Consider the following 25,014-nt stretch of genomic DNA (forward strand, 5'->3'; position numbering starts at 1 on the left):
GGCCGGACGAGATGTCCCAGAGCGATAGACAACTCATCCCACTACTGCAATGCTCTGGGCATCCCCACGTGGGGATGAAGTGTCCCAGGAGGATGACGTGACGACGGACTCCACTGATTCCGCAGATGAGTTGACCGAAATGCGCTACCGCCTCTTCCAGCCACAGCGGCTCCGGATGCTCATGGAACGCACCGGAGACGGGAGCGAGGTCAACATCCGCGCCCTCGCCAAGGCCGCGGGCGTTCACTCCAGCCGCATCGGGGAACTCCTCAGCGGCAGGCAGCACACGACCAGCGCCCGGATCGCCGAGAAGGTCGCGGCCCGATGCGGTGTCGACCTGCTCGTCCTGTGGGTCCCGGCCGGCCGGACGACCTCGTCCGTGGCCGGACCGGCGGCGGGCGCCCCCGGCACCACGGCGGTCTCCCGGTGAGCGACGACAACAACAAGGCCGCTGCGGCCGGGTTGGCCTGCGGCGCCCGCCGACCCGATGACGACCACCCACCCACCCCAGAGAGAAAGGCGGCGGCCATGCACCAGGCCGGGCCCGAGATCACGAAGCCGGGAGAGGGTGGCGAGCCCGAGCTCATCACCCTCGCCAGGACTGGAGACCGCGAAGCGTTCGGCGCTCTCTACAACGAGTGGCGGCCCTTCGTGTTCCGCTTCATCTACCGCCGGGTCGGCGGAGACCTCCGTCTCGCCGAGGACCTCACCAGCGAGGCCTTCCTCCGCGCACTCCGCCGGATCGACACGTTCATCTGGCAGGGCCGCGACTTCCGCGCCTGGCTCGTCACCATCGCCCGCAACCTCGTCGCCGACCACTTCAGGTCCAGCCGCTTCCAACTCGAGGTCAGCGCCGCCGAAATCCCCGCCGGGGAAGCGCTCGTGCCCAGCTCCGAGGACACCGTGCTGGAGGCATTCTCCCGTCGCGCCGTCCGCGTCGCACTGGTCGACCTCAACGCCGCGCAGCGGCGGGTCGTGACCCTGCGGTTCTTCGACGAACTGACCGTCGCCGAGACCAGCGCGGTCATGGGCAGGTCGGTCGGCGCCGTCAAGAGCATGCAGCACCGCGCGATGCGGCGCCTCCTCTCCTTCGTGCCTGCCGAGATGGCGGTGGCGGCCTGATGAATCCGAACCTCTCCCGCGCCGCGCGAGTCATTCACGAGGGGCTGGCGCAGTTCACGACCGGTGACGTGGCGACGCGCATCGCGACGGCCATGGACGCGGCCGGGCTGATCACGTCCGCCGAGGGTCTTGGCCGCCCGGCTCGGGCGCCGATGGCCGAGGCCGAGGTCGAGGCCACCGAGGCCGAGGGCGAGGCCACCGAGCTCGAACTCACCGCCACGGCGTGGGACGAGCGGTGCGACCGAGCCATGCAGGTCGCCGGGTGGCTTCTCTCGCAGTACGTCTCACACGCCGACGTGATCGAGATCGGCACCGACTACGACCGCGCTGTCGTCGCCGTCCGGGTCAGGTCCCTTGAGGACTGGGACCACTGGATGGCCGAGACCGGCGTCTCCCGGCACGACTCCGGGCGGTCCGTGGGCAACGCCCAGGTCACGTACGGCCGGCTGCAGGACACCGAAGTACGGCTGGTCGCACACGGTGTGCCCGAGCTGCTCGACGCTCTCGCCGCCGCCGCGATCGACCCGTACCGGCTGTACGGACGCGTCCACGACCTCGGCCGCCCGATGATCGACCGGGACGGCTGCCGCTGGAAGTACCTGGGCCGGAGGGGTCCGGACGACATGCCGCTCCTCGTCGCCGCCGGGCAGAACGTTCCGTGCTCGTTGGCGAACGTGGTCCACCAAGTGGGCCCGCTCCGGCCCGCCGTGTCCTATCTGCCGGCACCCGCCCCTGCTCCCGTGGCCGCCGCTGCTCCCCCGGCCGGCGCCGTCACCTCGCTGACCGAGGGGCTCGCCGCGACCGGGCCCGGCACCCCTGCCCGGGGCACGGAGGCGGTGACCGCGGATGCCTGAGCCCATGACGCTGGAGCAGCTGCTCGCACGGTGGAACCAGGGCCCTCGCCTGGCCCGGATCGAAATCGTTCACGTACTCGCCGTCGAGTCGGGCGACCACGACCAGGCGGACCGGGCGGCCCTGGAACTGGCCGTGCCGCACGTCACCCCGCTGCAGTCGCTGGCGGCGAACGCCGAGCTCGTCCGCCGGCTGCTGGACGGCCGGTGGAAGGCAGTGCGTGACGCCCTTGAGGGCGCTGCCACCTGGGACGAGATCGCCGAGGCCCAGGGACTCACCCGCGACGAGGCCGTCGCGTACTACGTCCACGCCGACGAACACGGGGAGCGCCGCGCAGGCGAGCCCTTCGACCAGTACAGCAGGAGGGATCCCGTGCTCGGACTCACCACCATCCGCCGGCGGGACGCCTGCCTCGAGCAGGCGCTCGCCGACCTGGCGGCCGCGAAGCGGCATTTGGCCGAAGCGAACGTCGCCCTGGTCGTGGCCGCCAGCAACGCCCTCACCACCGCAGCGCGGCACGAACGCGAGCGACGGGCGCTCCTCCGCCGTCTCGGCATCGCCCTCCGCGGCTGCCGGCGCTACCGCCGGGAGGCTCGCGCCGACGCCCGAATCATCCCGTACCGCGCTGCCGCCCCGAGCGCGGAGACGGCCGCCGATCCGCACCCAAGTACCTAACGATGACTGATTCCGCGTCCGTTCGATCTCCGTAACGTCTTGACCTGCAGGAACGCAGCACAGCAAACAACACGACAGCGCACGCCGCGCACCGACCCGCAGGGAGACCCCGGACATGAGCGACACCCAATACCTCGTCGAGCGCTACCTCGCCACCTGGAACGAGACCGACCCCGTTGCCCGCCGCGCGGCGATCGACGAACTGTGGGCCGACGACGCCGAGTACACCGACCCGCTGGTGGTCGCCGAGGGGCGTGACGCGATCGACGCGACCATCGGCGCCGTGCAGGCCCAGTTCCCCGGACTGGTGTTCACCCTGGGCGGGCCCGTCGACGCCCATCACAACATCGCCCGCTTCACCTGGGAACTGGGCCCGGCCGGCGGCGAGTCGCTGGTGATCGGGTTCGACGTCGCGGTGCTGACCGGGGACGGCCGGCTGCGCAGCGTCCTCGGCTTCCTCGACAAGGTTCCGGCGGCCTGAGCAACCGCCCCGGGGGCGGGCCCGTCCGGCCCGCCCCCGCCGCAGCCCTACGCCCCGTCGCCCTATCCTCCACAGGAGTTCCGCCATGGCATCGCCCCTCACCGACGAACGCACCATCCCCTCCGCCGCCGACCGTCAGCGGCCGCCCGCCCGCCGGCCGGGGCTGGGCCTGCTGGTTCTCCTGATCGCGACCTTCATGACCGCCCTCGACTTCTTCATCGTCAATGTCGCGATCCCGTCCATGCAGGTGGACCTGCACGCCGGCACCGCGTCGATCCAGTGGGTGGTCGCCGGCTTCGGACTCGCCCTGGCCACCGGGCTGATCACCGCCGGAAGGCTGGGTGACATGTTCGGCCGCAGACGGATCTTCGCCGTCGGGCTGGCGCTGTTCACCCTGACCTCCGTGGCCTGCGGCATCGCCCCGACCGCCGGAATACTCGTGGCCTCCCGCGTCCTGCAGGGCCTGGCGGCCGCGCTGATGGGCCCGCAGGTGCTCTCCATCATCCAGACCGACTACGCCGGAAAGGCCCAGGCCCGCGCGTTCAGCATGTACGGGCTGACCATGGGTATCGGCGCGGTGTTCGGCCAGCTGATCGGCGGCCTGCTCATCAAGGCGGACTTCTTCGGACTCGACTGGCGCACCTGCTTCCTCATCAACCTGCCGGTCGGCGCCGTGACACTGCTGCTCGTCCCGCGCGCCCTGACCGAGTCCCGCGCCCCGCAGCGCCCCCGCCTCGACGTGACCGGTGTCGCTTTGTCGACCCTCGCCGTCGTCGCCCTCGTACTGCCGCTGATCCAGGGCCGCGAGCAGGGCTGGCCGCTGTGGACCTGGCTGTGCCTGGCGCTGTCCGCCCTGCTGTTCGCGGAGTTCGCCGTGCACCAGCACCGCCTGGGCCGCCGCGGCGGCGACCCGCTGCTCGACACCGCGCTGTTCCGGGAGCGGACGTTCACCGTCGGCGTCCTCGCCCAGCTGGTGTTCTGGATCGGCCAGGCGTCGTTCTTCCTGGTGCTCGCCCTCTATCTGCAGCAGGGCCGCGGTCTGGACGCACTCGCCTCCGGAGTGGTCTTCACCGCGATCGGCGCCGGCTACATGATCACGTCGACCACCGCCCACCACCTGTCCGCACGGCTCGGCCGGCACACCATCTCGGTCGGCGCCCTCGGCATGGTCCTCGGCCTGGCACTCCTCTGGGAGGCCTCGCACCGCATCGGCACCACCGGCGGCATCGGCTGGCTGGTCCCCGGGCTGTTCTTCGACGGACTGGGGATGGGCATGGTCATCGCACCGCTCACCACCATCGTGCTCCGGGGCGTCACGCCCCAGTTGGTCGGCTCCGCCTCCGGCGCCGTGGCCACCATCCAGCAGATCGGCGGAGCGCTGGGCGTCGCGCTGATCGGCATCATCTTCTACGACGCGGTCGGCAGCGGACTGCCGGAGTCCTTCCCGCACGCCTTCGGTCTCGGTCTCGGCTTCCTCATCGCCGTCGAAGTCGCCCTCGCCGCACTCGTCCTGCTGCTGCCCCGCAAGGCGGCCACCACGGGATGAATCCACCCGGTCAGCATCCGCCGACCCCCTCGGTGCCGTCTGGACGGCATCGAGGGGGTCGGCTACGTTCCGCGGCATGAGTGCCATGGGGATACTGAGACGTACGGTGACGATCGGGTTGTGCGGGGCGGCACTGGTCGCGGTGGCCGCGCTTCCCGCGCAGGCCGGCCCGGAGCCGGGCGGCACGAAGCCGGCCGCGCCACAGGCGAACGGGGCGAAGGTGGGCCTGCCGAAGCTCGGCTGGGAGCTCAAGGCGACCGGGACGACGTCCCGGTTCCGCGGCCTGTCGGCGGTGAACAGCAGGACCGCCTGGGCGGCGGGCTCCGCCGGCACCGTCCTGCGGACCACCGACGGCGGCGCCAGCTGGGGCGATGTGTCCCCGCCGGGCGCTGCGGAGTTGGAGTTCCGCGACATCGAGGCGTTCGACGCGCGGCACGCGGTGGCCCTGGCGATCGGCGAGGGCGACGCCTCCCGCGTCTACCGGACGCAGGACGGCGGCGCCAGCTGGACCGAGACCTTCCGCAACCCCGACCCGAAGGCGTTCTACGACTGTCTGACGTTCTTCGACGCGAAGAACGGACTGGCCGTCAGCGACCCGGTGGACGGCAAGTACCGGATCCTGTCCACGGGTGACGGCGGCCGCAGCTGGCGGGTGCTGCCCTCCGACGGCATGCCCGCCGCGCAGGACGGCGAGGCCTCCTTCGCGGCGAGCGGCCAGTGCCTGGTCACGTCGGGCAGCCGTGACGTGTGGCTGGCCACCGGCGGCGGCGCGGCCTCCCGCGTGCTGCACTCCGGTGACCGGGGTCTGACGTGGACGGCGGCGCCGACCGTGATCCCGGCCGGTGACCCCGCCAAGGGCGTCTTCGCCCTCGCCTTCCGTGACGCCCGGCACGGCCTGGCCGTCGGCGGCGACTACCGCGCCGACCAGGCCTCGCCCAGCGCCGGAGCGGTCAGCCAGGACGGCGGCGCCACCTGGACGGTGTCCGCGACGCCACCGCAGGCGTACCGCTCGGGTGTCGCGTGGCTCCCTTATCCGGGCTTCGCCGCGATCGCGGTCGGGCCCACCGGCAGCGATCTGTCCCTCGACTCGGGGCGCGGCTGGCGGCAGTTCGACTCCGGGTCCTTCGACACGGTCGACTGTGCCCCCGACCTCAGCTGCTGGGCGTCGGGCGAGAAGGGCCGGATCGCCCGTCTCACCCTGACCCTGTCGCCCTGACTGTCTCGCCCTGACGGTGGGGAGAAGGCGGTCCGACCTCCGACCGCCTTCTCCCGCCCGTTCAGTGCCTCGAGTACGCCTCGGCGTCCCGTGAACCGCTGGGCGGCCCCGCGTACCCCTGGGACGGCACCCGGGCCGAGGACCGGCGCGGTCCCCTGGTGAGGGTGTAGCCGCCGATCGCGGCGAGCGCGCCGAGCACCCCTCCGCCCGCGGTCCACAGCCAGCGGTCGGACCACCAGCCGGAAGTCCACCCGCCCTCCGGGGCGGTCAGCGCGTCCGGCTGCGTCGCGGGGGTCAGCGGGACGGCCAGCTCGCCGCCCTCGGAGTGCGCTCCCCCGGCGTCCTTCGTCGTCGCGAGCACCTCCGCCTTGAACGGCTGCCCGAGATCGTCGGCGGGCAGATCGATGACGGTCAGCCGTACGTAGTACGCGCCCGGCAGCGGGTCGTTGGACCTGGTGTCGGCGATCGGCCGCACCGTGCGCACGGTGCAGGTGAGGGTGACGGACGGACCCGAGTCCGGGCTCTTCACCGTCCGGTCGCCCGAGACGCACGGCTGGCGGCGGCGGAGACCGTCGTAGACGTCGATCTGCCAGGTCTGCGCACCGTGCCGGTTGGCCTGGTCGGGCAGTGTCACCGTCGCCTTGGCGGTGGCGGTCTGCCCCGCGGCGGCCGGGAACATCCAGTACAGGTAGTCGCCGGTCGAGGCGGCGGCCGTGGCGGCCTGTCCCTGCCGGATCGCGGTGGCGGTACGGAAGGCGGTGCCGGCCTCGGTGGGCGCGGCCTCCTCCTCGGTGCCGGAGCTCCCGCTGGGGCTCGCTGCGGGGTCCGTGCTCGGACTCGCGCCGGGGGTGTCGGCCAGCGCGGTCGCGGCGGGCCCGAGCAGGGCCGCCCCGGTGAGCAGTGCGGCGGTCACCAGACGTGTCGTACGCATCAGTTGCTCCTCCATACGGCGACGCGCCAGCGGGTCAGCCAGCCCCAGATCAGTCCGGCGAACAGTCCCGTGACCGCCAGGACGCCGAGCAGCACCCAGCCGCGGCCCAGGCCGAACGCGGCGACATCACCGGCTTCGTCGGGGGCATCGACCAGGTCGAGCGTCAGCTCGACGGGCAGGCCCGGGGTGCGCTTGACGGCGTCCGGCGCCGAGAAGGAGTTGCTGACCTCCAGGCACACGGTGTGCGGCGGCGGGGCGTCGTCCGCGTCGGTGTCCTTCTCCGGGTAGACGTACCGCAGTCCGGAGGACATCACATCGGTCCGGCCGCTGCCGGCGTCCGAGCCGCGGACCAGTTCCTGGCCCTCACCGCTCACCGCACGCAGCAGTACGCCGTAGTCCGCGTTCACCGCCCGGTCGGCGCCGACGCTGACCGTGGCCCGCAGTTCCTGGCCGTCGGTCACCGCGACCTTGTAGTAGCGGTGCTGCCCGAACTCCTCGCGGTCGGTGTACACGCCCGGGGTGATGCCGGCCGCGTTCCCGCACTGTGCCGAGCCCTGGACCGCCTTCGGAACGACCGGCGGTGTCTGCGCCGAGCGCCGTACCAGCTGCTTGATGCGCGACGAGAGCTGGTCGGTGTGCTGGACGGAGGTGTACGTGCCGCCGGTGGCCTCGGCGATGCAGCTCAGCTGCTTGCGGATCTTGTCGTTCGCCACCAGGCCGAGGGTGTCCACCACCAGGTGGGTGCCCTGCGCGGCGAGTTCACGGGCGACGTCGCAGGGGTCCGGCTGGCCGCAGGAGTCCTCGCCGTCGGTGATGAGCACGATCCTGCGGGTGGCGTCACCGCCCGCCAAGTCCTGGGCTGCGCCGCGCAGCGCCAGCCCGATGGGGGTCCAGCCGGTGGGGCGCAGCGTCGCGACGGCCGCTTTCGCCTCGGTCCTGTTGACCGGGCCCACGGGGTACAGCTGCTTGCTGTCCTGGCAGCCGGTCTTCATGTCCTTGCCGGGATAGGTGGCCCCCAACGTCCTTATGCCGAGCCGGACATCGTCCGGCACCGCGTCAAGCACGTCGTTGAACGCCTGCTGCGCCGCGGACATCCGCGACTTCCCGTCCACGTCCCGCGCGCTCATCGACCCGCTGACGTCCAGGACCAGGTCGATCTTGGGTGGTTCCTGCGCTGTGGGCTCGTCCGCGGCGGCGGACGCCGGGAACAGTCCGGCGGCGAGAGTTGCGGCAAGGCCGCACAGGCCGGCCGCCAGCCGTCTTTTGGTGATCATCCGGGGAGCTTAGTGACCGCCAACTCCACGGGGAAATCCGGGACCTTGAGCGGCCGTACGCCCGGCCGCGGAACCTACAGGGCGAGCTTGAAACCGTCGTGGCTGCGGACGAAGCCGAGCGAGTCGTAGAAGCGGTGCGCGTCGGTGCGCCGCTTGTTGCTGGTGAGCTGGACCAGGGCGCAGCCGCGGTCGCGGGCGCGTTCGACGGCATGGGTGAGCAGTGCGCGGCCCAGTCCGGCGCCGCGCCGGTCGGACCGCACCCGGACGCCTTCGATGAGCGCACGTTCCGCGCCGCGCCGGCCGAGACCGGGGATGTAGGTGAGCTGGAGGCAGCCGAGCACCGTGCCGGCGCCGTCGTCCAGCACGACGATTTCGTTGCGCGCGTCGCTGTCCACCGCGTCGAAGGCGCGGCTGTAGGCCTCGTCGACCGCGGCCGCGTCCTGGGCGGGCACGGGCTGGCCGACCGTGTCCTCGGAGAGCAGGGCGATGAGGGCGGGCAGGTCGTCGCGGGTGGCGGTGCGGAAGATCATGCGCCGATCCTCTCATCGCGCGCCCGGCGTCAGGCGGTCCCGGCGTCCGGTGCGAAGCGGTCGCGCAGCTCGCGTTTGAGGATCTTGCCGCTCGCGTTGCGCGGCAGTTCGTCGACGAGCAGCACCCGCTTGGGCGCCTTGAAGTGGACGAGCTGTCCACGGGCGTACTCCAGCAGTTCTTCCTCGGTGACGTCGCCGCGCGCCACGACCACCGCGGTGACGGCCTCGATCCAGCGTTCGTCGGGCAGTCCCACGACGGCGACCTCGGCGACCGCCGGATGCCCGTAGAGCGCGTCCTCGACCTGCCGGGAAGCGACCAGCACGCCGCCGGAGTTGATGACATCCTTCACCCGGTCGACGACGGTGAGATAGCCCTCGGCGTCGCGCACGGCGAGGTCGCCGGAGTGGAACCAGCCGTCGCGGAAGGCCTCCGCGGTCTCCTGGGGCTTGTCCCAGTAGCCCTCGCAGAGCTGCGGTGAGCGGTAGACGACCTCGCCCGCTGTGCCGTCCGGTACGTCCTTGCCGGCCTCGTCGACCACCCGGGCCTCGACGAACAGCACCGGACGGCCGCAGGAGTCCATCCGGCCCTCGTGCTCGTCCGGGCCGAGGACGGTGGCGAGCGGGCCGATCTCGCTCTGCCCGAAGCAGTTGTAGAAGGCGAGGTGCGGCAGCCGGGCGCGCAGCCGTTCCAGAACCGGAACGGGCATGATCGAGGCACCGTAGAAGGCCTTGCGCAGTCCGCTCAGGTCGCGCTCGGCGAACTGCGGGTGGTTGGCGAGGGCGATCCATACGGTGGGCGGCGCGAAGAGACTGTCCGCCCGGCCCTCCTCGACGAGGTCGAAGACCGTCTGCGGATCCGGTCCCGCGATGATCGTGTTCTCCGCGCCGACCATCAGGTACGGCAGCAGGAAGACATGCATCTGCGCCGAGTGGTAGAGCGGCAGCGAGTGCACCGGCCGGTCGCCCTCCCGCAGGCCGAGCGCGGTGACGGCGCTGACGTACTCGTGGACGAGCGCGCGGTGCGTCATCATCGCGCCCTTGGGCAGCGCGGTGGTCCCTGAGGTGTAGAGCAGCTGCGCGAGGTCCTCGGCCCCGGCCTCCGGCGCACCGGTCGCCGGCCCGGCGGCGGGCAGCCGGGCGAGCAGCGACGTGTCGTCGTCCCGGAGCGCCAGGACAGGGACGCCGGCGGGGAGCCGGTCGCGCAGCTGCGGGTCGCTGAGCACCAGCACGCTGCCGGACTGCCCGAGCTGGTAGGCGAGGTCCTCGCCCTCCAGATGGTGGTTGACGGGCACGTGCACCAGGCCGGCGCGCGCACAGCCGAGGAAGCCGATCAGATAGGCGTCGGAGTTGTGCCCGTAGGCCGCGACCCGTTCGCCCGGCCGCAGCCCGCGCTCCAGGAGGACGGCCGCCGCCGCGGACACCGCCTCGTCGAGTTCCCGATAGGTCCACGTCCGGTCCCCGAACCGCACCGCCACCCGGTCGGGTACCCGCCGGGCGCTGCGCCGCAACACCCCGTCGACCGTATTGCTGTGCACCGCGACCATGACGCCTCCCCGCTGCCGGACCTGCCCCGGGCCACCTTCGGACGGCACGGGTGCCCGGGTCAAGCACTACCGCACGGTGCGCCGGTCCGGCCGCACGGAAGTCTGTGGATCATCGCGCGTCTCTTGACCTGCGATGCGGATCCTGATTACTTGAGCCCGTGACGACAGTACCGAACGATCGGTCGGGAGCGGACGGCACCCTCCTCGACGCCGGTGAGCAGCTGAGCGGCGCGGAACTGCGGGATCTTCAGCTGCGGCGATTGCGGGCCACCCTGCGGCACGCGTACGACAACGTCGCCTTCTACCGGAACTCGTTCGACGCGGCCGGGGTGTCGCCGGAGGACTGCCGCACTCTCGAGGATCTCGCCCGGTTCCCCTTCACCACCAAGGCCGATCTGCGCGACAACTACCCGTTCGGCATGTTCGCCGTGCCCGAGGCGGACATCCGGCGGATTCACGCGTCCAGCGGCACCACCGGCGCCCCGACCGTCGTGGGCTACACGCGCAACGACCTGTACATGTGGGCGGACATGGTCGCCCGGTCGATCCGCGCGGCCGGCGGGCGGCCCGGACAGAGGATCCATATCGCCTACGGGTACGGCCTGTTCACCGGCGGCCTCGGCGCCCACTACGGTGCCGAGCGGCTGGGCTGTACGGTCATCCCGGCCTCGGGTGGTATGACGGCGCGCCAGGTCCGGATCATCCAGGACTTCAAGCCCGACATCATCATGGTCACTCCCTCGTACATGCTCACGCTGCTGGACGAGTTCCAGCGGCAGGGCATCGACCCGCGCTCGACGTCCCTGCGGACCGGCATCTTCGGGGCCGAGCCGTGGACCGAGGAGATGCGGCGGGAGATCGAGCAGCGGATGGACATCGACGCGGTCGACATCTACGGGCTCAGCGAGGTCATCGGCCCCGGGGTGGCGCAGGAGTGCGTCGAGACCAAGGACGGGCTGCACATCTGGGAGGACCACTTCTTCCCCGAGGTCGTCGACCCGCTCACCGACCAGGTGATGGCGCAGGGCGAGAGCGGAGAGCTGGTCTTCACCTCCCTCACCAAGGAGGCGATGCCGGTCATCCGTTACCGCACCCGCGATCTGACCCGGCTGCTGCCCGGCACGGCGCGGCGCCCCTTCCGCCGGATGGAGAAGGTGACCGGCCGCTGCGACGACATGATCATCCTGCGCGGGGTGAACCTCTTCCCCACCGCGATCGAGGAGATCGTGCTCCGCACCCCCGGCGTGGCACCGCACTTCCAGCTGCGGCTCACCCGCGAGGGCCGTCTCGACCGGCTCACCGTACGCGCCGAGGCACGCCCGGGCGCGAGCCCCGAGCAGCGGACCGCGGCGGCGGCCGCCATCGCGCAGGGAATCAAGGACGGAGTGGGCGTGACGGTGGAGGTGGCCGTCGTCGATCCGGAGACCCTGGAACGCTCGGTCGGAAAGATCAAGCGCGTCATCGACGAACGGGAGCCACGGCCGGGCGCGTAGCCGCCGCCCGCCACCGCCCGGGCCGCGGCGGAGCCCGCCGGTGCATGAAGCACCGGAGCGGAACATGCGCGCCACCGCTCGGACGGCCGGGCGGCAGCGACGGCGGTAGTAGCCGTAGGCCAAGGCCAGCACCAGGGGCTCCCACAGGATCAGCAGACCGTGGTGGTTGACATGCCATCAGTGTTCCGTCGGCCTCACCTGCCGGGGATCGACCTGCGGGCTGACGTCGCTACCCCGCCCGCTTGACGGCCGCGGGGCCGAAGTTCCTCCGCACGTCGCACGACCGGCCGGGCACTCGGCCGCCGGGCCCGCCTACGAGACCCCGCCTCCGGGGGCAGCGAAGGAGCGGCGGCGCAGACCATCAGCGCCTCCGCCTCCCCCGGCCGATGTCACATCAGACCCGGCGCAGCCGCACGACGGGGATGTCCCGTTCGGTCTTCTGCTGGTAGTCCGCGTACGGGCCGTAGACGTCGACCAGGTGGGGCCAGACGCGGGCCTTCTCGTCGGGCGACAGGGTCTCGGCGGTGGCGGCGAACCGCTCGGTGTCCACGCGGAGATGGACCTCGGCGTTGTCCTGCAGGCTCAGGTACCAGAGCGGGTGGTTGTCGTCGCCGCCCTTCGAGGCGACGATCAGGTAGTCGGCGCCGTCCCGGCCGTAGATGAGCACCGTCCGGTGCCACTTGCCGCTGCGCCGGCCCAGGTAGTCCAGGAGCAGGCAGGGCGAGCCGTTCATGTCGGTACCCTTGGTGCCACCGGACTCCTCGTAGGTCCGCGCCTGCGTGGCCACCCACTCCGTCGGGCTGATCTGTACTTCCTTCTCGTTGTACGCCGTCACGCCATTGCCTCCAGGTCGTTCTCGGATGTGATCTCCACCCTAGGCCGCTCGGGGCGGAACAAAGGGATCAAAACCGGCCGGGAATCAGGGATTCCGTTCCGCTCGGGACTGATCCATGGCCGCTCCCGGGATGTGCGGGGCGCGGGTCGCAGGCCGCGGCCCGTCGTACTCCGTTGTCCATGGTGCATCTTGGACAACGAACACGACGGGCCACGGGTTTCCGGATCAGCGGGTCATTCGGCGCCGGCCGGCCCTGCGGGCAGTTGCCGCCGGCGGCGGCTCAGCGCGTCACGTCCAGGATCAGCTTGCCGTGGGTGCGCCGCGCGCGGATGTCCTCGTGGGCGCGGGCGGCGTCGGCGAGCGGGTAGACGCCGCCGACCTGGGGCTTGAGGCGTCCCTCGGCCGTCATCGCCAGGAGCTCGGCCATCGGCTCGCGGTACATGCCGGGGCGGCCGAGGCAGTGCATCAGCCAGAAGCCGACGACAGCGCGGGAGCGGCCCATCAACTGGGCGGCCTGGACCGGCGTCGGGGGGACGCGGGAGGCCATGCCGTACGTCACCAGCCGGCCGAAGGGCGCGAGGGCGGCGAGTGACGCGTCGAAGACCGGACCGCCGGTCATCTCCAGGACGATGTCGACCTTCTTGCCGTCGTTGGCCTCGACGAGCCGGTCCTTCATCCCCTCGGCGTCGGCGTCGACCGCGATGTCGGCGCCCAGTTCCAGCGCGAGGTCCCGCTTCTCCTTGGTGGAGGCGGTGGCGATGACCCGGCCCGCGCCGAAGGACTTGGCGAGCTGCACGGCCAGCGACCCGGTGCCGCCCGCGGCCGCGTGCACCACGACGCTCTCGCCCGCGGCGATCCGCGCGGAGGTGCGCAGCAGGTGCCAGGCCGTGAGCCCCTGGACGATGAGGGCGAGTGCCTGGCCGTCGCTGACGCCTTCGGGGACGTCGTGCGCCAGGTACTCGCGGACGGCGGCGATCTCCGCGTACCCGCCGTTGTCGGCGAGGGCGACGACGCGGCGGCCGTCGGAGGTGCGGCCGACGACCTCGGCGCCGGGGACCATCGGCAGGGTGGAGCGCGAGAGGTAGCTGTCCTCGACGGTGTGGGTGTCGGCGAAGTTGATCCCCGCGGACGACACCTCCACGAGCAGGTGTCCCGGCTGTGCCTCGGGCGCCGGCAGTTCCACCTGCCGCAGTACCTCGGGTCCGCCGAACTCCGTGATCTGGATCGCGCGCAACGCGACTCCTTCCGCTGTTCCTCGTCGTTCCTGGTCGTTCCCGGTCCGTCATGGGCCGTGTTCCCGCAGGTTTCACGGTAGAGCGTGCGCGGCGCCAGGGGAATGGGTGACCGACCAGTCGGTATGTGATCTGTGCCGCGCGTGCCCCGGCCGGTTCCGGTGCGGCCGCGCTTACGCTTTCCCGCGAAGCGAGTCGATCTTCCGGCCCGCTCCGACCTGGAAGGACACCGTGTTGCGCGCACTGCTGGGCGTTGTGGGTACCGCCATCGTGCTCGGCATCTACTCCTCCGTGCTGCGGACGCTGGTGATACCGCGGGCGAGCCGTTCGGGATTCACCCAGATCGTCCAACGGCTGGTGCACGCGCCCTTCCAACTGGTGGCGGACCACTGCGACAGCATCGAGAGCAAGGACCGGGTACTCGCGCCCGCGGCCCCGCTGGCGATCGTGATCACGCTGATGAGCTGGCTGGCGTGCTTCATGGGCGGCTACGCCCTGCTGGAGGCCGCGGTCAGCGGGCTCGGACCCCAGACGTCGCTGTTCGAGGCCGGCTCCTCGCTGTTCACCCTCGGCTTCGCCAGCAGCAGCCGCCCGACGCTGACGGCCATCGACTTCTGCGCGGCGGCCACCGGCCCGATCGTCATCGGTCTGCAGATCGGCTATCTGCCGACGCTCTACGGGGCGTACGCGCGCCGCGAGACCGAGGTGACGATGCTGCAGGCCCGCGCCGGGAGCCCGCCGTGGGGGCCGGAGATCCTGGCGCGGTACGCCCAGGTGGAGCTGCTGGACAGCCTCACCGAGCTGTTCCGCAACTGGGAGCGGTGGGCGGCCGAGGTGAGCGAGAGCCATACGACCTACCCGGTGCTCATCATGTTCCGCTCTCCCCGGGCCACCCGGAACTGGCTGATCAGCCTGCTGTCGGTGATGGACGCGGCCGCCCTGCGGCTGGCGCTCAACCCCTCCCGGCCGCAGGCCGAGGTGCGGATGGCGCTGCGCGGCGGCTTCGTCTGCCTGCGCGACATCGCCGACATGCGCGGTGTCGCGTACAACCACGATCCGCTGCCGGACGACCCGTTGATCCTGGAGTACGCGGAGTACCTGCGCGGCGTGCAGCGCATGGCGGACCAGGGCTATCCAATGGAGCGCACCCCGCAGGAGGCCTGGCCGCACTTCAGGGGGTGGCGGGTGAACTACGAGGCGCTGGCCTACCGGCTGGCGCGGGACATCGATGCCGTTCCGGCTCCGTGGTCGGGTCCGCGCCGCACCTCGGTGACCATCCGCAATCCGGTGACGCCGGTGGACCGCCGGCCCGTCGGCTGACTCGCCGCACGCGCCGCCCGGGCCACCACCGGCGCCCGGCCGGACCGCGGTTCGCCGGTCAGATCGCCGGGACCGGCTGCGGCGGCGGGGGCCCGGTGTAGCGCGCCGCCGGACGGATGATCTTGCTGTCCTCGGCCTGCTCCAGGATGTTGGCGCACCAGCCGACGACCCGGGCCGAGGCGAAGGTCGGGGTGAACATCTCGCGGGGCAGCCCGCACAGCTCCATGACCACGCCCGCGTAGAACTCGACGTTGGTGTGCAGTTCCCGGCCGGGCTTCAGCTCGGCGAGGATCGCCTCGACGCGCTCCTCGACCTGGACGGCGAAGTCCACCAGCGGCCCGCCGAAGCCCCGGGCGATCTCCTTCAGCATCCGCGAGCGCGGGTCCTCCGTGCGGTAGACCGGGTGCCCGAAGCCCATGATCCGGTCACCCGCCAGGACGCGTTCGCGGATCCACGGGTCGATGCGCTCCGGCGTGCCGATGGCGTCCAGGGTGTCCAGCGCGCGGCTCGGCGCGCCGCCGTGCAGCGGCCCGGAGAGCGCGCCGATCGCGCCGACCAGACAGGCGGCCAGGTCCGCGCCGGTGGAGGTGATGACCCGGGCGGTGAAGGTGGACGCGTTGAAGCCGTGGTCGATCGTGGAGATCAGATACCGCTCGATCGCCCGGGCCCGGGCGGGCTCGGGCTCCTGCCCGGTCAGCATGTACAGGTAGTTGGCCGCGTACGGCAGGTCCGCGCGCGGTTCGACGGGGGCCAGTCCCTGGCCGAGCCGGTGCAGCGCGGTCAGCAGCGTCGGCACGAGGGCGCTCGCCGCGAGCGCGTCCGCGCGGCGGCGGTCGGCGTCGATGTCGTACAGCGGCCGGAAGCCGGCCGAGGCGCCGGCCAGCGACAGGGCGGTGCGCAGTCCGGCGAGGGGTCCGGCGAGCGCGCACGAGCGGGCTATGGCGGGCAGGGCGTCCCGGACGTCGCCGGGCAGCCGGCGCAGCTCGGCGGTCCGCGCGGTGAAGGCGGCGCGCCCCGCCGCGTCGGGCAGCGTGCCGTGGAACATCAGATGCCAGACGTCCTCGAAGGTGCGGGTCTCCGCCAGTTCCACGGCCGAGTACTGGCGATAGTGATAGAAGCCCTCGAGGCCCCGGACGTCGCCGAGCGCGGTGTCGGTGACGACCACTCCCTTCAGTCCGCGGGGTACATCGATCGGGGCGTTCCGCTCGGTGGTGGGCATGGCTTTCCTCCCTGGATGTTGATTCGACTGTCTATGATTGATTCAATGCTTGTCAACGTTGATTGAATCAATATGGACACGACTGGATACGGTGTGGCTCATGACGGACGACACGGGCGGCGGAACGAGCGGGAGCGGAAAGCGGCTGAGTACCCGGGAGACCGCCGACCGGCTCGGGGTCAAGCCCGAGACGGTCTACGCGTACGTCAGCCGCGGGCTGCTCACCAGCCGGCGCGCGCCCGGCGGGCGCGGCAGCACCTTCGACCCCGAGGAGGTGGACGCGCTCGCCCGCCGGTCGGGACGCGGACGGCCGGGCGGCGACGGTACGGCGGCGGACCGGGCCGCCGGCTCCGGCGGTGACGGGCTGTCGGACGGAGCCCTGACCGCCAGGACCGGCATCACCCTCATCGGCACCGACCGCTACTACTTCCGGGGCGTCGACGCCTGCGCCCTCGCCGCCCGTTACGGCTACGAGGAGACCGCCGCGTGGCTGTGGACCGGTGAACTGACGCCGGGCATCCGCTTCACCGCGCCGCCCGAGAGCCTCGCCACCGCGCGCCGGGCCGTGGAGGCGCTGCCCGCCCACAGCGGGCTGGTGGACCGGCTTCGGGCGGCGACGATCGCGGCGGCCGTCACCGATCCGCTGCGGTTCGACCTGTCGGCGCCCACCGTGCTGGCCGCCGCCCCCGCCCTCATCGCCACCCTGGTCAGCGCCCTGCCCGTACGGGAGGCCGACGCGGCGGACGGACCGGAGAGCGCGCTGGCCGAGCGGCTCTGGCCCCGGCTCACCCGGCACCCCGCCGACCAGGCGTCGGTGCGGGTGCTCGACGCCGCGCTCACCCTGCTCATCGACCACGACCTGGCCGCCTCCACCCTCGCCGCCCGGGTCGCGGCCTCCGCGCGCGCCCACCCGTACGCCGTCGTCTCCGCCGGCCTCGGCGCGGTGGACGGGCCGCTCCACGGCGCCGCCAGCGGCCTCGCGCACCGGCTGCTGACCGAGGTGCTGGAACGCGGCAGCGCGGCGGCGGTCGTCGCCGACCACCTGCGCGAAGGGCGCCGGATCCCGGGGCTCGGCCACCGCCTGTACCCGGGCGAGGACCCGCGTGCCCGGATGCTGTTCGGTCTCCTCGAGGACCTGCCGCAGGCGGCCCCCGCACTCACCGCCGCCCGCGAAGTGGTGGAGACGACCGCGCGGTACACCCCGCTGCACGCCAACGTCGATCTCGCGCTCGCCGTGCTGTCGGTCTCGGCCGGCATGCCCGCGGAGGCGGGTGAGGCGGTCTTCGCGGTGGCCCGCACCGCCGGCTGGATCGCCCACGCGCTGGAGGAGTACCAGGAGCGCCCGCTGCGACTGCGTCCCAGTGGCCACTACACCGGACCCACGCCGCCCCAGCCGCTGCCGTGACCCACCTGCACGTCCAGCACCTCCCGACCCCGGCTCGAGAGCCGTTCGCCACCTTCCCTTCACCTACCCGTCCCACGGATCGAGGAGGAGGTGAATCTCATGTCGGAGAAGAAGATGTCGTCCCCCTCCAGCAAGCCGGAAGAGCTGGAGGAGTCGGAGCAGAACGAGGAGTCGGTGGAGCCCTCCTGGGTGGCCACCTGAGCAGCGGCACAACGAGGGGCGTGCCCGTACGCCATGGGCGGGCACGCCCGCGCCGCACCCCTTCCGGCACCGGCCGGAGGCGGCAGCGCGGCACCACGCAGAGCGAGCGGAAGCCGGACGGTAGGGAAGGGAAGGCCGCCACATGCCGATCGACCTGGCGCCGGACACCCGGATCGGGGTCTCCGACCATCTCCAGCTCGAAGCCGGCGACGGCGTAGCCACGGGGAAGACATTGGTGGTCGCGCCCGGCACCGGTGGCTGGACGGTCACCGAGGACGCCGGCGCACTGGCCCTGCTCGCACATCTCGACGCGAACGGCCCCGCCTCCCTCAGCGACCTGTATGCGCTGGGTGACCCGATCGCCCGCGTCACCCACGACACCGTCCGCGAGCTCTTCGACCGGGGCCTGCTGGAGCTGGACCAGCGGGTGCGCGGCACCTCCGCCACGCGCCCTGCCCCTGGCCTGGAACTGATCTCCCCGAAGGCCGCTCACAACAGCTATCCGGTGCTGGGCATCTTCCATGTGCACAACTGGTGCAATCTGGCGTGTACTTACTGCTACACCATCGAGGAGGGCATCCCCCGGGAGCAGCTCTCCGCCGAGGTGATGTGCAAGGCCGTCGACGAACTCGTCGAGATGCCCACCCGGTTCACCAGTTTCGAGTTCCACGGCGGCGAACCCACCATGGCCATGCCGGCCATCCGCGAGGTCACCGCGCACGCCCAGCGGGTCTACGCCCGCGCGGGGAAGAAGGTCCGGTTCTCCATCCAGACCAATGCCTACAACCTGTCCCCGCAGGTGTGCCGGTTCCTCGCCGACAACGACTTCTCGGTCCGGGTCTCGCTGGACGGCACTCCCGGGACGCACGACGAGTTCCGGGTGGACCACGCGGGCAAGGGCTCGTACCGGGGTGTGGTGCGCGGGATCCGCAGGCTCCAGGAGCTGGGGATCGCGGTGCACGCGGTGTGTGTCGTGCACGCCGGCACCGCGGACCGCATCGTCGAGATGTACGACTCGATGGCCGCGCTGGACGTCGCCAGCGTACGGTTCCTGCCGGTGTTCACCACCGGGAAGGCCGGCCTCGAACAGTGGCTCACCGGCGACCGGTACCTGGCCGCGTACCTCGGCGTCGTCCGGCATGTGGCCCGCCTCGGGCGGTCCGGCGCCCCCACCGTCCCGCTGGCCAACCTCACCGCGGGCGAGCTGGGTTCGCTGCGCTCCTTCAAGCGCGAGTACATGTGCATGCGCAACCCGTGCGGCGCCGGGGTCAACATGATCACCGTCGACACCAACGGCGACCTCTACCCGTGCGAGGAGATGGTCGGCAAGCCGGAGTTCGTCATCGGGAACCTGCGCAGCGAGACGATCCGCGACGTCCTCGACACCAGCCCCGTGGTGCGACAGCTCCGCGATCGGCATGTCGAGGAGATCGACGAGTGCGCGAAGTGCACCTGGAAGCAGATGTGCCACGGCGGCTGCGTGCACAAGAGCTACACGCACTTCAAGCGGCTCGACCGTGAGTCGGAGCACTGCTCGTACTACAAGGGCGTCTACCGGGAGCTGATCTGGCTCGATGTGAAGGAGCCCGGCAGCTGGGAGGCGCTGAGCCCGTCCGGAGCGCGCCGGTGAACCGCCCCTGGCCCGCCGCGTACGGACGCCTGCTGGGCGCGCGGCTGTTGCTGCGCAGCTACTTCTTCCTCCCCTACATCGTGCTGTACGCCCGCCAGGTCGGGGTGTCGCTGGGCACTCTCCTCGTCATCGAGGCCGTCTTCGCGCTGCTGATCGTGCTGGTGGACCTGCCGGCCGGGCTGCTCGCCGACCGGATCGGTCCGCGCCAGGCGCTGGCCATCGGGGCCGGCATGGAGGGCGCCGCCGCGCTGCTGCTGGGCTGCTGGCCGCACGCGCTGGTCTTCTGGCTGGTGCAGCCGCTGTTCGCGGCGGCCACCGCGCTCACCCAGGGCAGTGACGCGGGCCTGGCCGGCGCCCTGCTGCGGCGGGCCGGACGCGACGCGGAATTCGAGTCCGGGGAGCGGCTGTTCCAGGCCGGGGCGCTGGGCTGGAACGCGGTGGTCTTCGCCGCCGCCAGTGCGTTCTCGCTGATCTCCCTGCGGGCCACCTTCGTGGCGAGCGGCATCGTGCTCTGCCTGACCGTCGGCCTGGTCCTGACGGTCCCCGACGTACGCGGCGCCGCCCCGGACGGCGAACGTCCCGGTCTGGCCGCCCAGTTGACCGGCGTCGTGCGCGCCGTGCGCGAGACGGCCGGGCTGCGCTGGGACCTGACGGCGATGGTGCTGACCGGGACGGCCTTCTCGATCCTGCTGTATCTGATGCCCGTGTACCTGGTGGCCGCCGGGATCGACGAGCGGCTGGTCGGCCTGGTCGCCGCCGCCGTGGCGCTGGGGGCCGCTCTGCTGCTGCACCTGGCACCCGGCGGGCTCGGCACCGGCACGGTGGTACTGGCCGCCGTCGCCGCGTCCGCCGCCCTGGCCTCGACATCCGTCACCCTTGTCCTGGCCGGGATCCTCGTCGTGCAGTGCGCCCAGGGGCGGCTGCTGCCTTCGTACCGGGCCCTGGTGCTGCGGGATCTCGCGGACCGCGGCGACGCCACCGCGATGAGCGTGGTCACCACGGCGTCGAGCCTGGGATTCGCCGTCCTGGCCCCGTTCCTCGGCATTCTCGTCGCCCGGCTGCAGCCGGACGGGCTGGCGCTGGTCTGCGCGCTGCTCTTCTCCTGTGCCGGGGCGACGCTGGTGATCCGGTCCGGAGCCGCACGGAGCCGGCGGGCCCCCGCACCGGCGGGGGAGAAGGAGGGCGCCGTATGACCGGGCCGGATCTCTGGTCGCTGGCCGGCCGCCGGGTGGTGCTCACCGGCGCCGCGGGAGCGGTGGGCCGGGAAGCTGCCGCCGCCTTCTCCGCCGCGGGCGCCGCGGTCGTCGGCATCGACCGCAACGAGGAACCGCTGCGCGAGATGCGCAAGGCCGGGATCCTCGCCGACCACCTCTGCGGCGACCTGTGCGACCAGGCCGTCCAGGACGCGGCCGCCGACTGCTGCGATGCCGATGTGCTGGTCAACAACGTCGGCGCGGGCGACGCCCGGCCGCTCGCCGACACCGACGACGAACTGATCGACCGGATGCTCGACATCAACCTCAAGACGGCCGCGGGGCTGTGCCGCCGCTTCGCGCCGCGGATGGCCGCCCGTGGCCGGGGAAAGATCATCAACGTCTCCTCGGTCCTGGCCCTGCACCCCGTCCCCACCGTCCCGGCCTACGCGGCGGCCAAGGCCGCCCTGATCGGCTTCACGCGCAGCGCCGCACTCGAATACGCGGCGTCCGGCGTGCAGATCAACGTGCTCGCCCCCGGCTATCTCGAAGGCCCCAAGAACGCCGCCTACTTCGCCTCCGCGGCGGGCCGGAGCTTCCAGGAGCGCTTCATGCCGGACGGCAGGGTCGGCCCCGCCGACGCGCTCAACGGACCGCTGCTCTTCCTCGCCTCCGCCATGTCCGACCACGTCACCGGCCACGTGCTCGTCGTGGACGGCGGCTACAGCATCTGGTGAGTGCCTTCATGGAATGGATCTCCCGGCCCCGCTACCGGCTTCCGCTCGACGACGCCGAGTACGCCTGGCCCGGCCGCCCGCAGATGACCATCGAGTGGTTCGGCTCGGGCGATCCCGTGATCGCCCTGGCGCTGATGCCGCACGCCAACGAACCGTTGGGGTACGCCCTGCACCGGCCGTTGGAGAAGCTGGCCGACGGGTGCGGGCAGGTGGCGGTGGTCTGGCCGGTGGATCCGCCGCCCGCCGACCGGTGCTTCCCGTTGCCGTGCGACTTCCGGGAGTTCCTGCGGACCGGCTATCTGCAGCCGCTGGAGGAGCAGACGGAGTTCGCGCACACCGCCGTTCCGGTCACACCCGCCCAGCACCATGCCGCCGACTTCCGCCGGCTGGTCCGGCTGGCCGCCCCCGCGGCACTGATCCTCGTCCACAACGACGCGTTCTCCCGGATCCCCTACATGTACGGCAATCGCCGGTGGCCCGAGGCCGAGCGGCTGCTCGCCTCCGCGCCGGCCGGCGCGTTCCCCGACGCCCCGCTCGACGAGGTGGAGTGGACGCACCATCTCGGCCCGCGCACCTATTCCTACTTCGCAGCAGCACAGATCGGCATCACGGACAGCGAGGCGGCCGGCCTGTACATCGAGCGGACACTGCGCATTCCGGTCCTCACCGCAGAACTGCCGATGTTCGACTGGACCGGGATCAGCGACGAACTGCGGATCGCCGTACGCATGCGCATGGAGCAGTGGATCGAGGACGGCTGCGGCGACGTCACGTCGATGGTCGCCGACAGCGAGGCCCTGCTCGCCGGGCGGTCGGTGCCGATGATCGCACCCGAGGTCAACGCCCGGGCCCTGCACGCGGTCCTGGAAGGCGTTCGCGCCGAACTCGACGGGTAGGACCCGGCACACGGGTACGCCCCGCCGGGTCCGTGTCACCGGCGGGGCGCGATTCGCGTGCGGGACCCTCTTCTCAGTACTGCCAGGACGCCCCGGCGACCGTCCCCCGGGAACCGTGCTCCGACCAACCGGCGAGCCCGGTCCGGCGCCGATGTGCGGGACCGCGGTGCCCGCCGTCCGGCTCCCCCCACTCCGTCGCCTGCTGTGCGGCCTGCACCATGCCCCAGAGCACTCCCGGGTTGGCAAACGCGGAGGAGGGCATCGTGCCGGGCGGAAACGTCACCCGGTGCGAGGTCTCCAGCCGGGCGATGAGCTGCATCATCCCCATCGAGTCCAGACCGTACTCGGACAGCGGCGTGCTCGGCAGCAGCGCCTCGTCCTGCTTCAGCAGGGGAAGGCTGGATCTCAGTATTTCGTCGAACGCCTTGTCCCAGGGCACCTTCGTCATCCTTGCCGTCCTCTCCGCTCCTGAAGTCCGACGCGCGGGAGTGCCAGGGTCGGCATTCCCGCTCGAACAGCCATGGAGGGCGGCTGCATCCCGCGCGCCCTCCACCGCGCCGCGGCCGGCGGGCCCGGCGTCATCGTCCGGCCGCCCGCCAGGAGCCCGCGCTCTGGTACCCGTAGCCCTGGCGCCATGCGGCGCGGGAGGGTTCGGTCTCGGGCCCGGGTACCTGGGCGCGCGTCGAAAGACTCGCCAGGACCACCGCCAGGGCCGCCAACTCCTCCTGGCCGACGTCGCCGCGCTCCACCGCCCATCGCTCGCTCATACCGGGGGGTTCCCGTGCTTGCGGGCCGGCAGGACCTGCTGCTTGGACCGCAGCATCTCCAGGGAGCGGGCCAGTGTGCGCCGGGTCCAGCGGGGGTCGATCACATCGTCGACCAGCCCGCGCTCCGCCGCGTAGTAGGGGTGCACCAACTCCTGCCGGTACTCCTCGACCAGCAGCTGCCGGGTGGCCTCCGGATCCTCCGACGCCGCGATCTGACGGCGGAACACCACATTCGCGGCGCCCTCGGCCCCCATCACCGCGATCTCGTTGCTCGGCCAGGCGAAGGAGAGGTCGGCGCCGATGGAGCGCGAATCCATGACGATGTACGCGCCCCCGTACGCCTTGCGCACGATCACCTGTATGCGCGGGACGGTCGCGTTGCAGTACGCGTACAGCAATTTGGCACCGTGCCGGATGATGCCGTTGTGCTCCTGGTCCCTGCCGGGCAGGAAGCCTGGCACGTCGACCAAGGTGATCAGCGGGATGTTGAACGCGTCGCAGGTCTGCACGAACCTGGCGGCCTTCTCCGAAGCCTGGATGTCCAGTGCTCCGGCCATCGAGGCCGGCTGGTTGGCGACGATACCGACGACATTGCCGCCGATACGGGCCAGTGCGCACACCACGTTGGTGGCCCAGCGCTCATGGACCTCGAACAGGTCGCCCTCGTCGACGATCTCCTCGATGACGGCCCGCATGTCGTACGACTGCGTCGGATCGGCCGGCACCAGATCCACCAACACGTCGTTGGGCCGGTCGACCGGGTCGTCACAGGGCCAGACCGGCGGCAGCTCGCGGTTGTTGGCCGGCAACAACGAGAGCAGGAACCTGACCTCCTCCAGGCACTCGTCCTCGTTGTCGTAGGCGAACGCCGCGACACCCGAGGTCGCCGCGTGGGTATCGGCGCCGCCGAGTACCTCCTGCGTGACCTCCTCGCCGGTGACCGCGTGCACCACATCGGGCCCCGTGATGAACATCTGTGATGTCCCGCGCACCATGAACACGAAATCGGTGAGCGCCGGCGAGTACGCGGCGCCGCCCGCGCACGGGCCGAGCATCACACTGATCTGCGGGATCACTCCGGAGGACCGGGTGTTGCGGGAGAAGATCCCGCCGTATCCGGCCAACGCGGTGACGCCCTCCTGGATCCGGGCGCCCGCGCCGTCGTTGAGACTGACCAGCGGGGCGCCGGAGGACTCGGCGAGATCCATCAACTTGTGGATCTTCTCGGCGTGCGCCTCGCCGAGCGCACCGCCGAAGATCCGGAAGTCATGCGCGTAGGCGAAGACGATACGGCCGTGCACCTTTCCCCAGCCCGTCACCACTCCGTCGGTGTAGGGCCTGCGGGTTTCCAGGCCGAACCCTGTCGCGCGGTGCCTGCGGAAGGGCTCGACCTCGTTGAACGTGCCCTCGTCGAAGAGCAGTTCCAGCCGCTCGCGGGCGGTGAACTTCCCGCGGTCGTGCTGGTTGCGGGTGGCCTGCTCGCTCGGCCCCGCTTCCGCCTCCGCCTTGCGGCCTTCCAGTTCGGCGATCCGGCCGAGCATGTCCGCGGGCGCCGGAGCGGTCGCGGTCCCGGCTGGCAGGTCGACGGAGTCCGGGTCCAGGTTCGGTGACGAGGGCGGCACGATTTCCGGTGGAGCACCGGCCATCTGTCGTTCCAGCTCGAAGATGCTCATGGTTTCCTTGTCGGTTTGCCGGACTGCGCCGATGGTTCAGTAGCGGTAGTGGTCCGCCTTGTACGGGCCCTCGACCGGGACGCCGATGTAGGCGGCCTGCTCCGGGCGGAGCGTGGTCAGCCGGACGCCGAGGGCGTCCAGGTGCAGACGGGCGACCTTCTCGTCCAGGTGCTTGGGGAGCACGTAGACGCCGGTGGGGTACTCGCTCTGCTTGGTGAACAGCTCGATCTGGGCCAGGGTCT

The 25,014-nt window shown here is 71.7% G+C and carries 25 protein-coding genes; 14 read left to right on the plus strand and 11 right to left on the minus strand.

All coding sequences use genetic code 11. The annotated features are described in order from the left end of the window. The first annotated feature begins 97 nt into the window (after positions 1-97). The 7 genes from G3I60_RS06950 to G3I60_RS06980 all read left to right on the plus strand — a co-directional run bounded on the left by G3I60_RS06950 (position 98) and on the right by G3I60_RS06980 (position 5,892). Complete coding sequence (locus G3I60_RS06950; RefSeq protein WP_343241831.1) at positions 98-430, plus strand: helix-turn-helix transcriptional regulator; 333 nt, start codon at positions 98-100, stop codon at positions 428-430. Next, positions 427-1,122, plus strand: coding sequence for a sigma-70 family RNA polymerase sigma factor (locus tag G3I60_RS06955; protein WP_164298217.1), 696 nt, complete (start codon positions 427-429; stop codon positions 1,120-1,122). Before G3I60_RS06950 ends, G3I60_RS06955 begins: the two co-directional genes overlap by 4 nt. Beyond that, positions 1,122-1,976: a BN159_2729 family protein gene (locus G3I60_RS06960; RefSeq protein WP_164298215.1), complete on the plus strand. Its 855-nt coding sequence runs from the start codon at positions 1,122-1,124 to the stop codon at positions 1,974-1,976. Before G3I60_RS06955 ends, G3I60_RS06960 begins: the two co-directional genes overlap by 1 nt. After that, on the plus strand, positions 1,969-2,649 hold the full coding sequence (locus G3I60_RS06965; protein ID WP_164298213.1) for a hypothetical protein: 681 nt from the start codon (positions 1,969-1,971) through the stop codon (positions 2,647-2,649). The genes G3I60_RS06960 and G3I60_RS06965 overlap by 8 nt, the downstream gene beginning before the upstream one ends. A gap of 115 nt (positions 2,650-2,764) precedes the next feature. Then, complete coding sequence (locus tag G3I60_RS06970) at positions 2,765-3,130, plus strand: nuclear transport factor 2 family protein (protein WP_138358433.1); 366 nt, start codon at positions 2,765-2,767, stop codon at positions 3,128-3,130. Between the two features lie 85 nt (positions 3,131-3,215). Then, the gene (locus G3I60_RS06975) at positions 3,216-4,676 is read left to right on the plus strand and encodes an MFS transporter (RefSeq protein WP_164298211.1); all 1,461 of its coding nucleotides are present in this window, start codon (positions 3,216-3,218) and stop codon (positions 4,674-4,676) included. 76 nt (positions 4,677-4,752) lie between these two features. Then, positions 4,753-5,892 (plus strand): oxidoreductase, encoded by a 1,140-nt coding sequence (locus G3I60_RS06980; RefSeq protein WP_164298209.1) that lies wholly within the window; start codon positions 4,753-4,755, stop codon positions 5,890-5,892. Between the two features lie 61 nt (positions 5,893-5,953). Here the strand turns inward: G3I60_RS06980 and G3I60_RS06985 are convergent, their stop codons facing one another. From G3I60_RS06985 to G3I60_RS07000, 4 genes are all read right to left on the minus strand, one after another. Further along, positions 5,954-6,823, minus strand: coding sequence for a hypothetical protein (locus tag G3I60_RS06985; RefSeq protein WP_239069570.1), 870 nt, complete (start codon positions 6,821-6,823; stop codon positions 5,954-5,956). Then, the gene (locus G3I60_RS06990) at positions 6,823-8,097 is read right to left on the minus strand and encodes a VWA domain-containing protein (RefSeq protein WP_164298207.1); all 1,275 of its coding nucleotides are present in this window, start codon (positions 8,095-8,097) and stop codon (positions 6,823-6,825) included. The genes G3I60_RS06985 and G3I60_RS06990 overlap by 1 nt, the downstream gene beginning before the upstream one ends. 74 nt (positions 8,098-8,171) lie before the next feature. Then, a complete protein-coding gene (locus tag G3I60_RS06995) occupies positions 8,172-8,627 on the minus strand; it encodes a GNAT family N-acetyltransferase (protein WP_164298205.1) in 456 nt (151 codons plus the stop codon). Positions 8,628-8,656: 29 nt separating this feature from the next. After that, positions 8,657-10,171, minus strand: coding sequence for a fatty acyl-CoA synthetase (locus G3I60_RS07000; RefSeq protein WP_164298203.1), 1,515 nt, complete (start codon positions 10,169-10,171; stop codon positions 8,657-8,659). Between the two features lie 158 nt (positions 10,172-10,329). Here G3I60_RS07000 and paaK point away from each other — a divergent pair, with 158 nt between their 5' ends. Beyond that, the gene (gene paaK / locus G3I60_RS07005; RefSeq protein WP_164298201.1) at positions 10,330-11,664 is read left to right on the plus strand and encodes a phenylacetate--CoA ligase PaaK; all 1,335 of its coding nucleotides are present in this window, start codon (positions 10,330-10,332) and stop codon (positions 11,662-11,664) included. A 394-nt stretch (positions 11,665-12,058) separates the two neighbouring features. Here paaK and G3I60_RS07010 read toward each other — a convergent pair whose 3' ends face one another. Beyond that, positions 12,059-12,499 (minus strand): nitroreductase family deazaflavin-dependent oxidoreductase, encoded by a 441-nt coding sequence (locus G3I60_RS07010; protein ID WP_138358417.1) that lies wholly within the window; start codon positions 12,497-12,499, stop codon positions 12,059-12,061. 280 nt (positions 12,500-12,779) lie between these two features. Next, positions 12,780-13,733: an NADPH:quinone oxidoreductase family protein gene (locus G3I60_RS07015; RefSeq protein WP_164298199.1), complete on the minus strand. Its 954-nt coding sequence runs from the start codon at positions 13,731-13,733 to the stop codon at positions 12,780-12,782. A gap of 229 nt (positions 13,734-13,962) precedes the next feature. Here G3I60_RS07015 and G3I60_RS07020 point away from each other — a divergent pair, with 229 nt between their 5' ends. After that, positions 13,963-15,051 (plus strand): hypothetical protein, encoded by a 1,089-nt coding sequence (locus G3I60_RS07020; protein WP_244809615.1) that lies wholly within the window; start codon positions 13,963-13,965, stop codon positions 15,049-15,051. A 58-nt stretch (positions 15,052-15,109) separates the two neighbouring features. Here the strand turns inward: G3I60_RS07020 and G3I60_RS07025 are convergent, their stop codons facing one another. Continuing rightward, complete coding sequence (locus G3I60_RS07025; RefSeq protein ID WP_164606791.1) at positions 15,110-16,270, minus strand: citrate synthase/methylcitrate synthase; 1,161 nt, start codon at positions 16,268-16,270, stop codon at positions 15,110-15,112. Positions 16,271-16,370: 100 nt separating this feature from the next. Between G3I60_RS07025 and G3I60_RS07030 the strand changes: the two genes are divergently transcribed. The 5 genes from G3I60_RS07030 to G3I60_RS07050 all read left to right on the plus strand — a co-directional run bounded on the left by G3I60_RS07030 (position 16,371) and on the right by G3I60_RS07050 (position 22,332). Continuing rightward, on the plus strand, positions 16,371-17,675 hold the full coding sequence (locus tag G3I60_RS07030; RefSeq protein ID WP_164606793.1) for a citrate synthase: 1,305 nt from the start codon (positions 16,371-16,373) through the stop codon (positions 17,673-17,675). Positions 17,676-18,018: 343 nt separating this feature from the next. After that, positions 18,019-19,506 carry a radical SAM protein gene (locus G3I60_RS07035; RefSeq protein WP_164298193.1) on the plus strand — a complete coding sequence of 496 codons (1,488 nt, stop codon included), beginning with the start codon at positions 18,019-18,021 and terminating at the stop codon, positions 19,504-19,506. Then, entirely contained in the window at positions 19,503-20,699 is a 1,197-nt protein-coding gene (locus G3I60_RS07040; RefSeq protein WP_164298191.1) for an MFS transporter, read from the plus strand. Before G3I60_RS07035 ends, G3I60_RS07040 begins: the two co-directional genes overlap by 4 nt. Then, entirely contained in the window at positions 20,696-21,436 is a 741-nt protein-coding gene (locus G3I60_RS07045) for an SDR family NAD(P)-dependent oxidoreductase (RefSeq protein WP_164298190.1), read from the plus strand. The genes G3I60_RS07040 and G3I60_RS07045 overlap by 4 nt, the downstream gene beginning before the upstream one ends. Before the next feature lie 8 nt (positions 21,437-21,444). Beyond that, entirely contained in the window at positions 21,445-22,332 is an 888-nt protein-coding gene (locus G3I60_RS07050) for a hypothetical protein (protein WP_138358401.1), read from the plus strand. Positions 22,333-22,405: 73 nt separating this feature from the next. Here the strand turns inward: G3I60_RS07050 and G3I60_RS07055 are convergent, their stop codons facing one another. The 4 genes from G3I60_RS07055 to G3I60_RS07070 all read right to left on the minus strand — a co-directional run. Next, complete coding sequence (locus G3I60_RS07055; RefSeq protein WP_164298188.1) at positions 22,406-22,780, minus strand: acyl carrier protein; 375 nt, start codon at positions 22,778-22,780, stop codon at positions 22,406-22,408. A gap of 130 nt (positions 22,781-22,910) precedes the next feature. After that, the gene (locus G3I60_RS07060) at positions 22,911-23,099 is read right to left on the minus strand and encodes an acyl-CoA carboxylase epsilon subunit (protein ID WP_138358397.1); all 189 of its coding nucleotides are present in this window, start codon (positions 23,097-23,099) and stop codon (positions 22,911-22,913) included. Then, a complete protein-coding gene (locus G3I60_RS07065; RefSeq protein WP_164298242.1) occupies positions 23,096-24,640 on the minus strand; it encodes an acyl-CoA carboxylase subunit beta in 1,545 nt (514 codons plus the stop codon). The genes G3I60_RS07060 and G3I60_RS07065 overlap by 4 nt, the downstream gene beginning before the upstream one ends. 168 nt (positions 24,641-24,808) lie before the next feature. Then, on the minus strand, positions 24,809-25,014 hold a 206-nt coding region (locus tag G3I60_RS07070; protein WP_164298186.1), incomplete at its 5' end, for an adenosylhomocysteinase.

The sequence above is a fragment of the Streptomyces sp. SID13666 genome (assembly GCF_010548325.1).
In the GTDB taxonomy this organism is placed as follows: domain Bacteria; phylum Actinomycetota; class Actinomycetes; order Streptomycetales; family Streptomycetaceae; genus Actinacidiphila; species Actinacidiphila fildesensis.

Bases quoted from the DNA above. Each gene is read 5' to 3' on its own strand.
- G3I60_RS06960 (WP_164298215.1), top strand. From the start codon at position 1,122: ATGAATCCGAACCTCTCCCGCGCCGCGCGAGTCATTCACGAGGGGCTG.
- G3I60_RS06965 (WP_164298213.1), top strand. From the start codon at position 1,969: ATGCCTGAGCCCATGACGCTGGAGCAGCTGCTCGCACGGTGGAACCAG.
- G3I60_RS06970 (WP_138358433.1), top strand. From the start codon at position 2,765: ATGAGCGACACCCAATACCTCGTCGAGCGCTACCTCGCCACCTGGAAC.
- G3I60_RS06975 (WP_164298211.1), top strand. From the start codon at position 3,216: ATGGCATCGCCCCTCACCGACGAACGCACCATCCCCTCCGCCGCCGAC.
- G3I60_RS06980 (WP_164298209.1), top strand. From the start codon at position 4,753: ATGAGTGCCATGGGGATACTGAGACGTACGGTGACGATCGGGTTGTGC.
- G3I60_RS06985 (WP_239069570.1), bottom strand. From the start codon at position 6,823: ATGCGTACGACACGTCTGGTGACCGCCGCACTGCTCACCGGGGCGGCC.
- G3I60_RS06990 (WP_164298207.1), bottom strand. From the start codon at position 8,097: ATGATCACCAAAAGACGGCTGGCGGCCGGCCTGTGCGGCCTTGCCGCA.
- G3I60_RS06995 (WP_164298205.1), bottom strand. From the start codon at position 8,627: ATGATCTTCCGCACCGCCACCCGCGACGACCTGCCCGCCCTCATCGCC.
- G3I60_RS07000 (WP_164298203.1), bottom strand. From the start codon at position 10,171: ATGGTCGCGGTGCACAGCAATACGGTCGACGGGGTGTTGCGGCGCAGC.
- G3I60_RS07025 (WP_164606791.1), bottom strand. From the start codon at position 16,270: ATGCCCACCACCGAGCGGAACGCCCCGATCGATGTACCCCGCGGACTG.
- G3I60_RS07030 (WP_164606793.1), top strand. From the start codon at position 16,371: ATGACGGACGACACGGGCGGCGGAACGAGCGGGAGCGGAAAGCGGCTG.
- G3I60_RS07035 (WP_164298193.1), top strand. From the start codon at position 18,019: ATGCCGATCGACCTGGCGCCGGACACCCGGATCGGGGTCTCCGACCAT.
- G3I60_RS07045 (WP_164298190.1), top strand. From the start codon at position 20,696: ATGACCGGGCCGGATCTCTGGTCGCTGGCCGGCCGCCGGGTGGTGCTC.
- G3I60_RS07050 (WP_138358401.1), top strand. From the start codon at position 21,445: ATGGAATGGATCTCCCGGCCCCGCTACCGGCTTCCGCTCGACGACGCC.
- G3I60_RS07055 (WP_164298188.1), bottom strand. From the start codon at position 22,780: ATGACGAAGGTGCCCTGGGACAAGGCGTTCGACGAAATACTGAGATCC.
- G3I60_RS07060 (WP_138358397.1), bottom strand. From the start codon at position 23,099: ATGAGCGAGCGATGGGCGGTGGAGCGCGGCGACGTCGGCCAGGAGGAG.
- G3I60_RS07065 (WP_164298242.1), bottom strand. From the start codon at position 24,640: ATGCTCGGCCGGATCGCCGAACTGGAAGGCCGCAAGGCGGAGGCGGAA.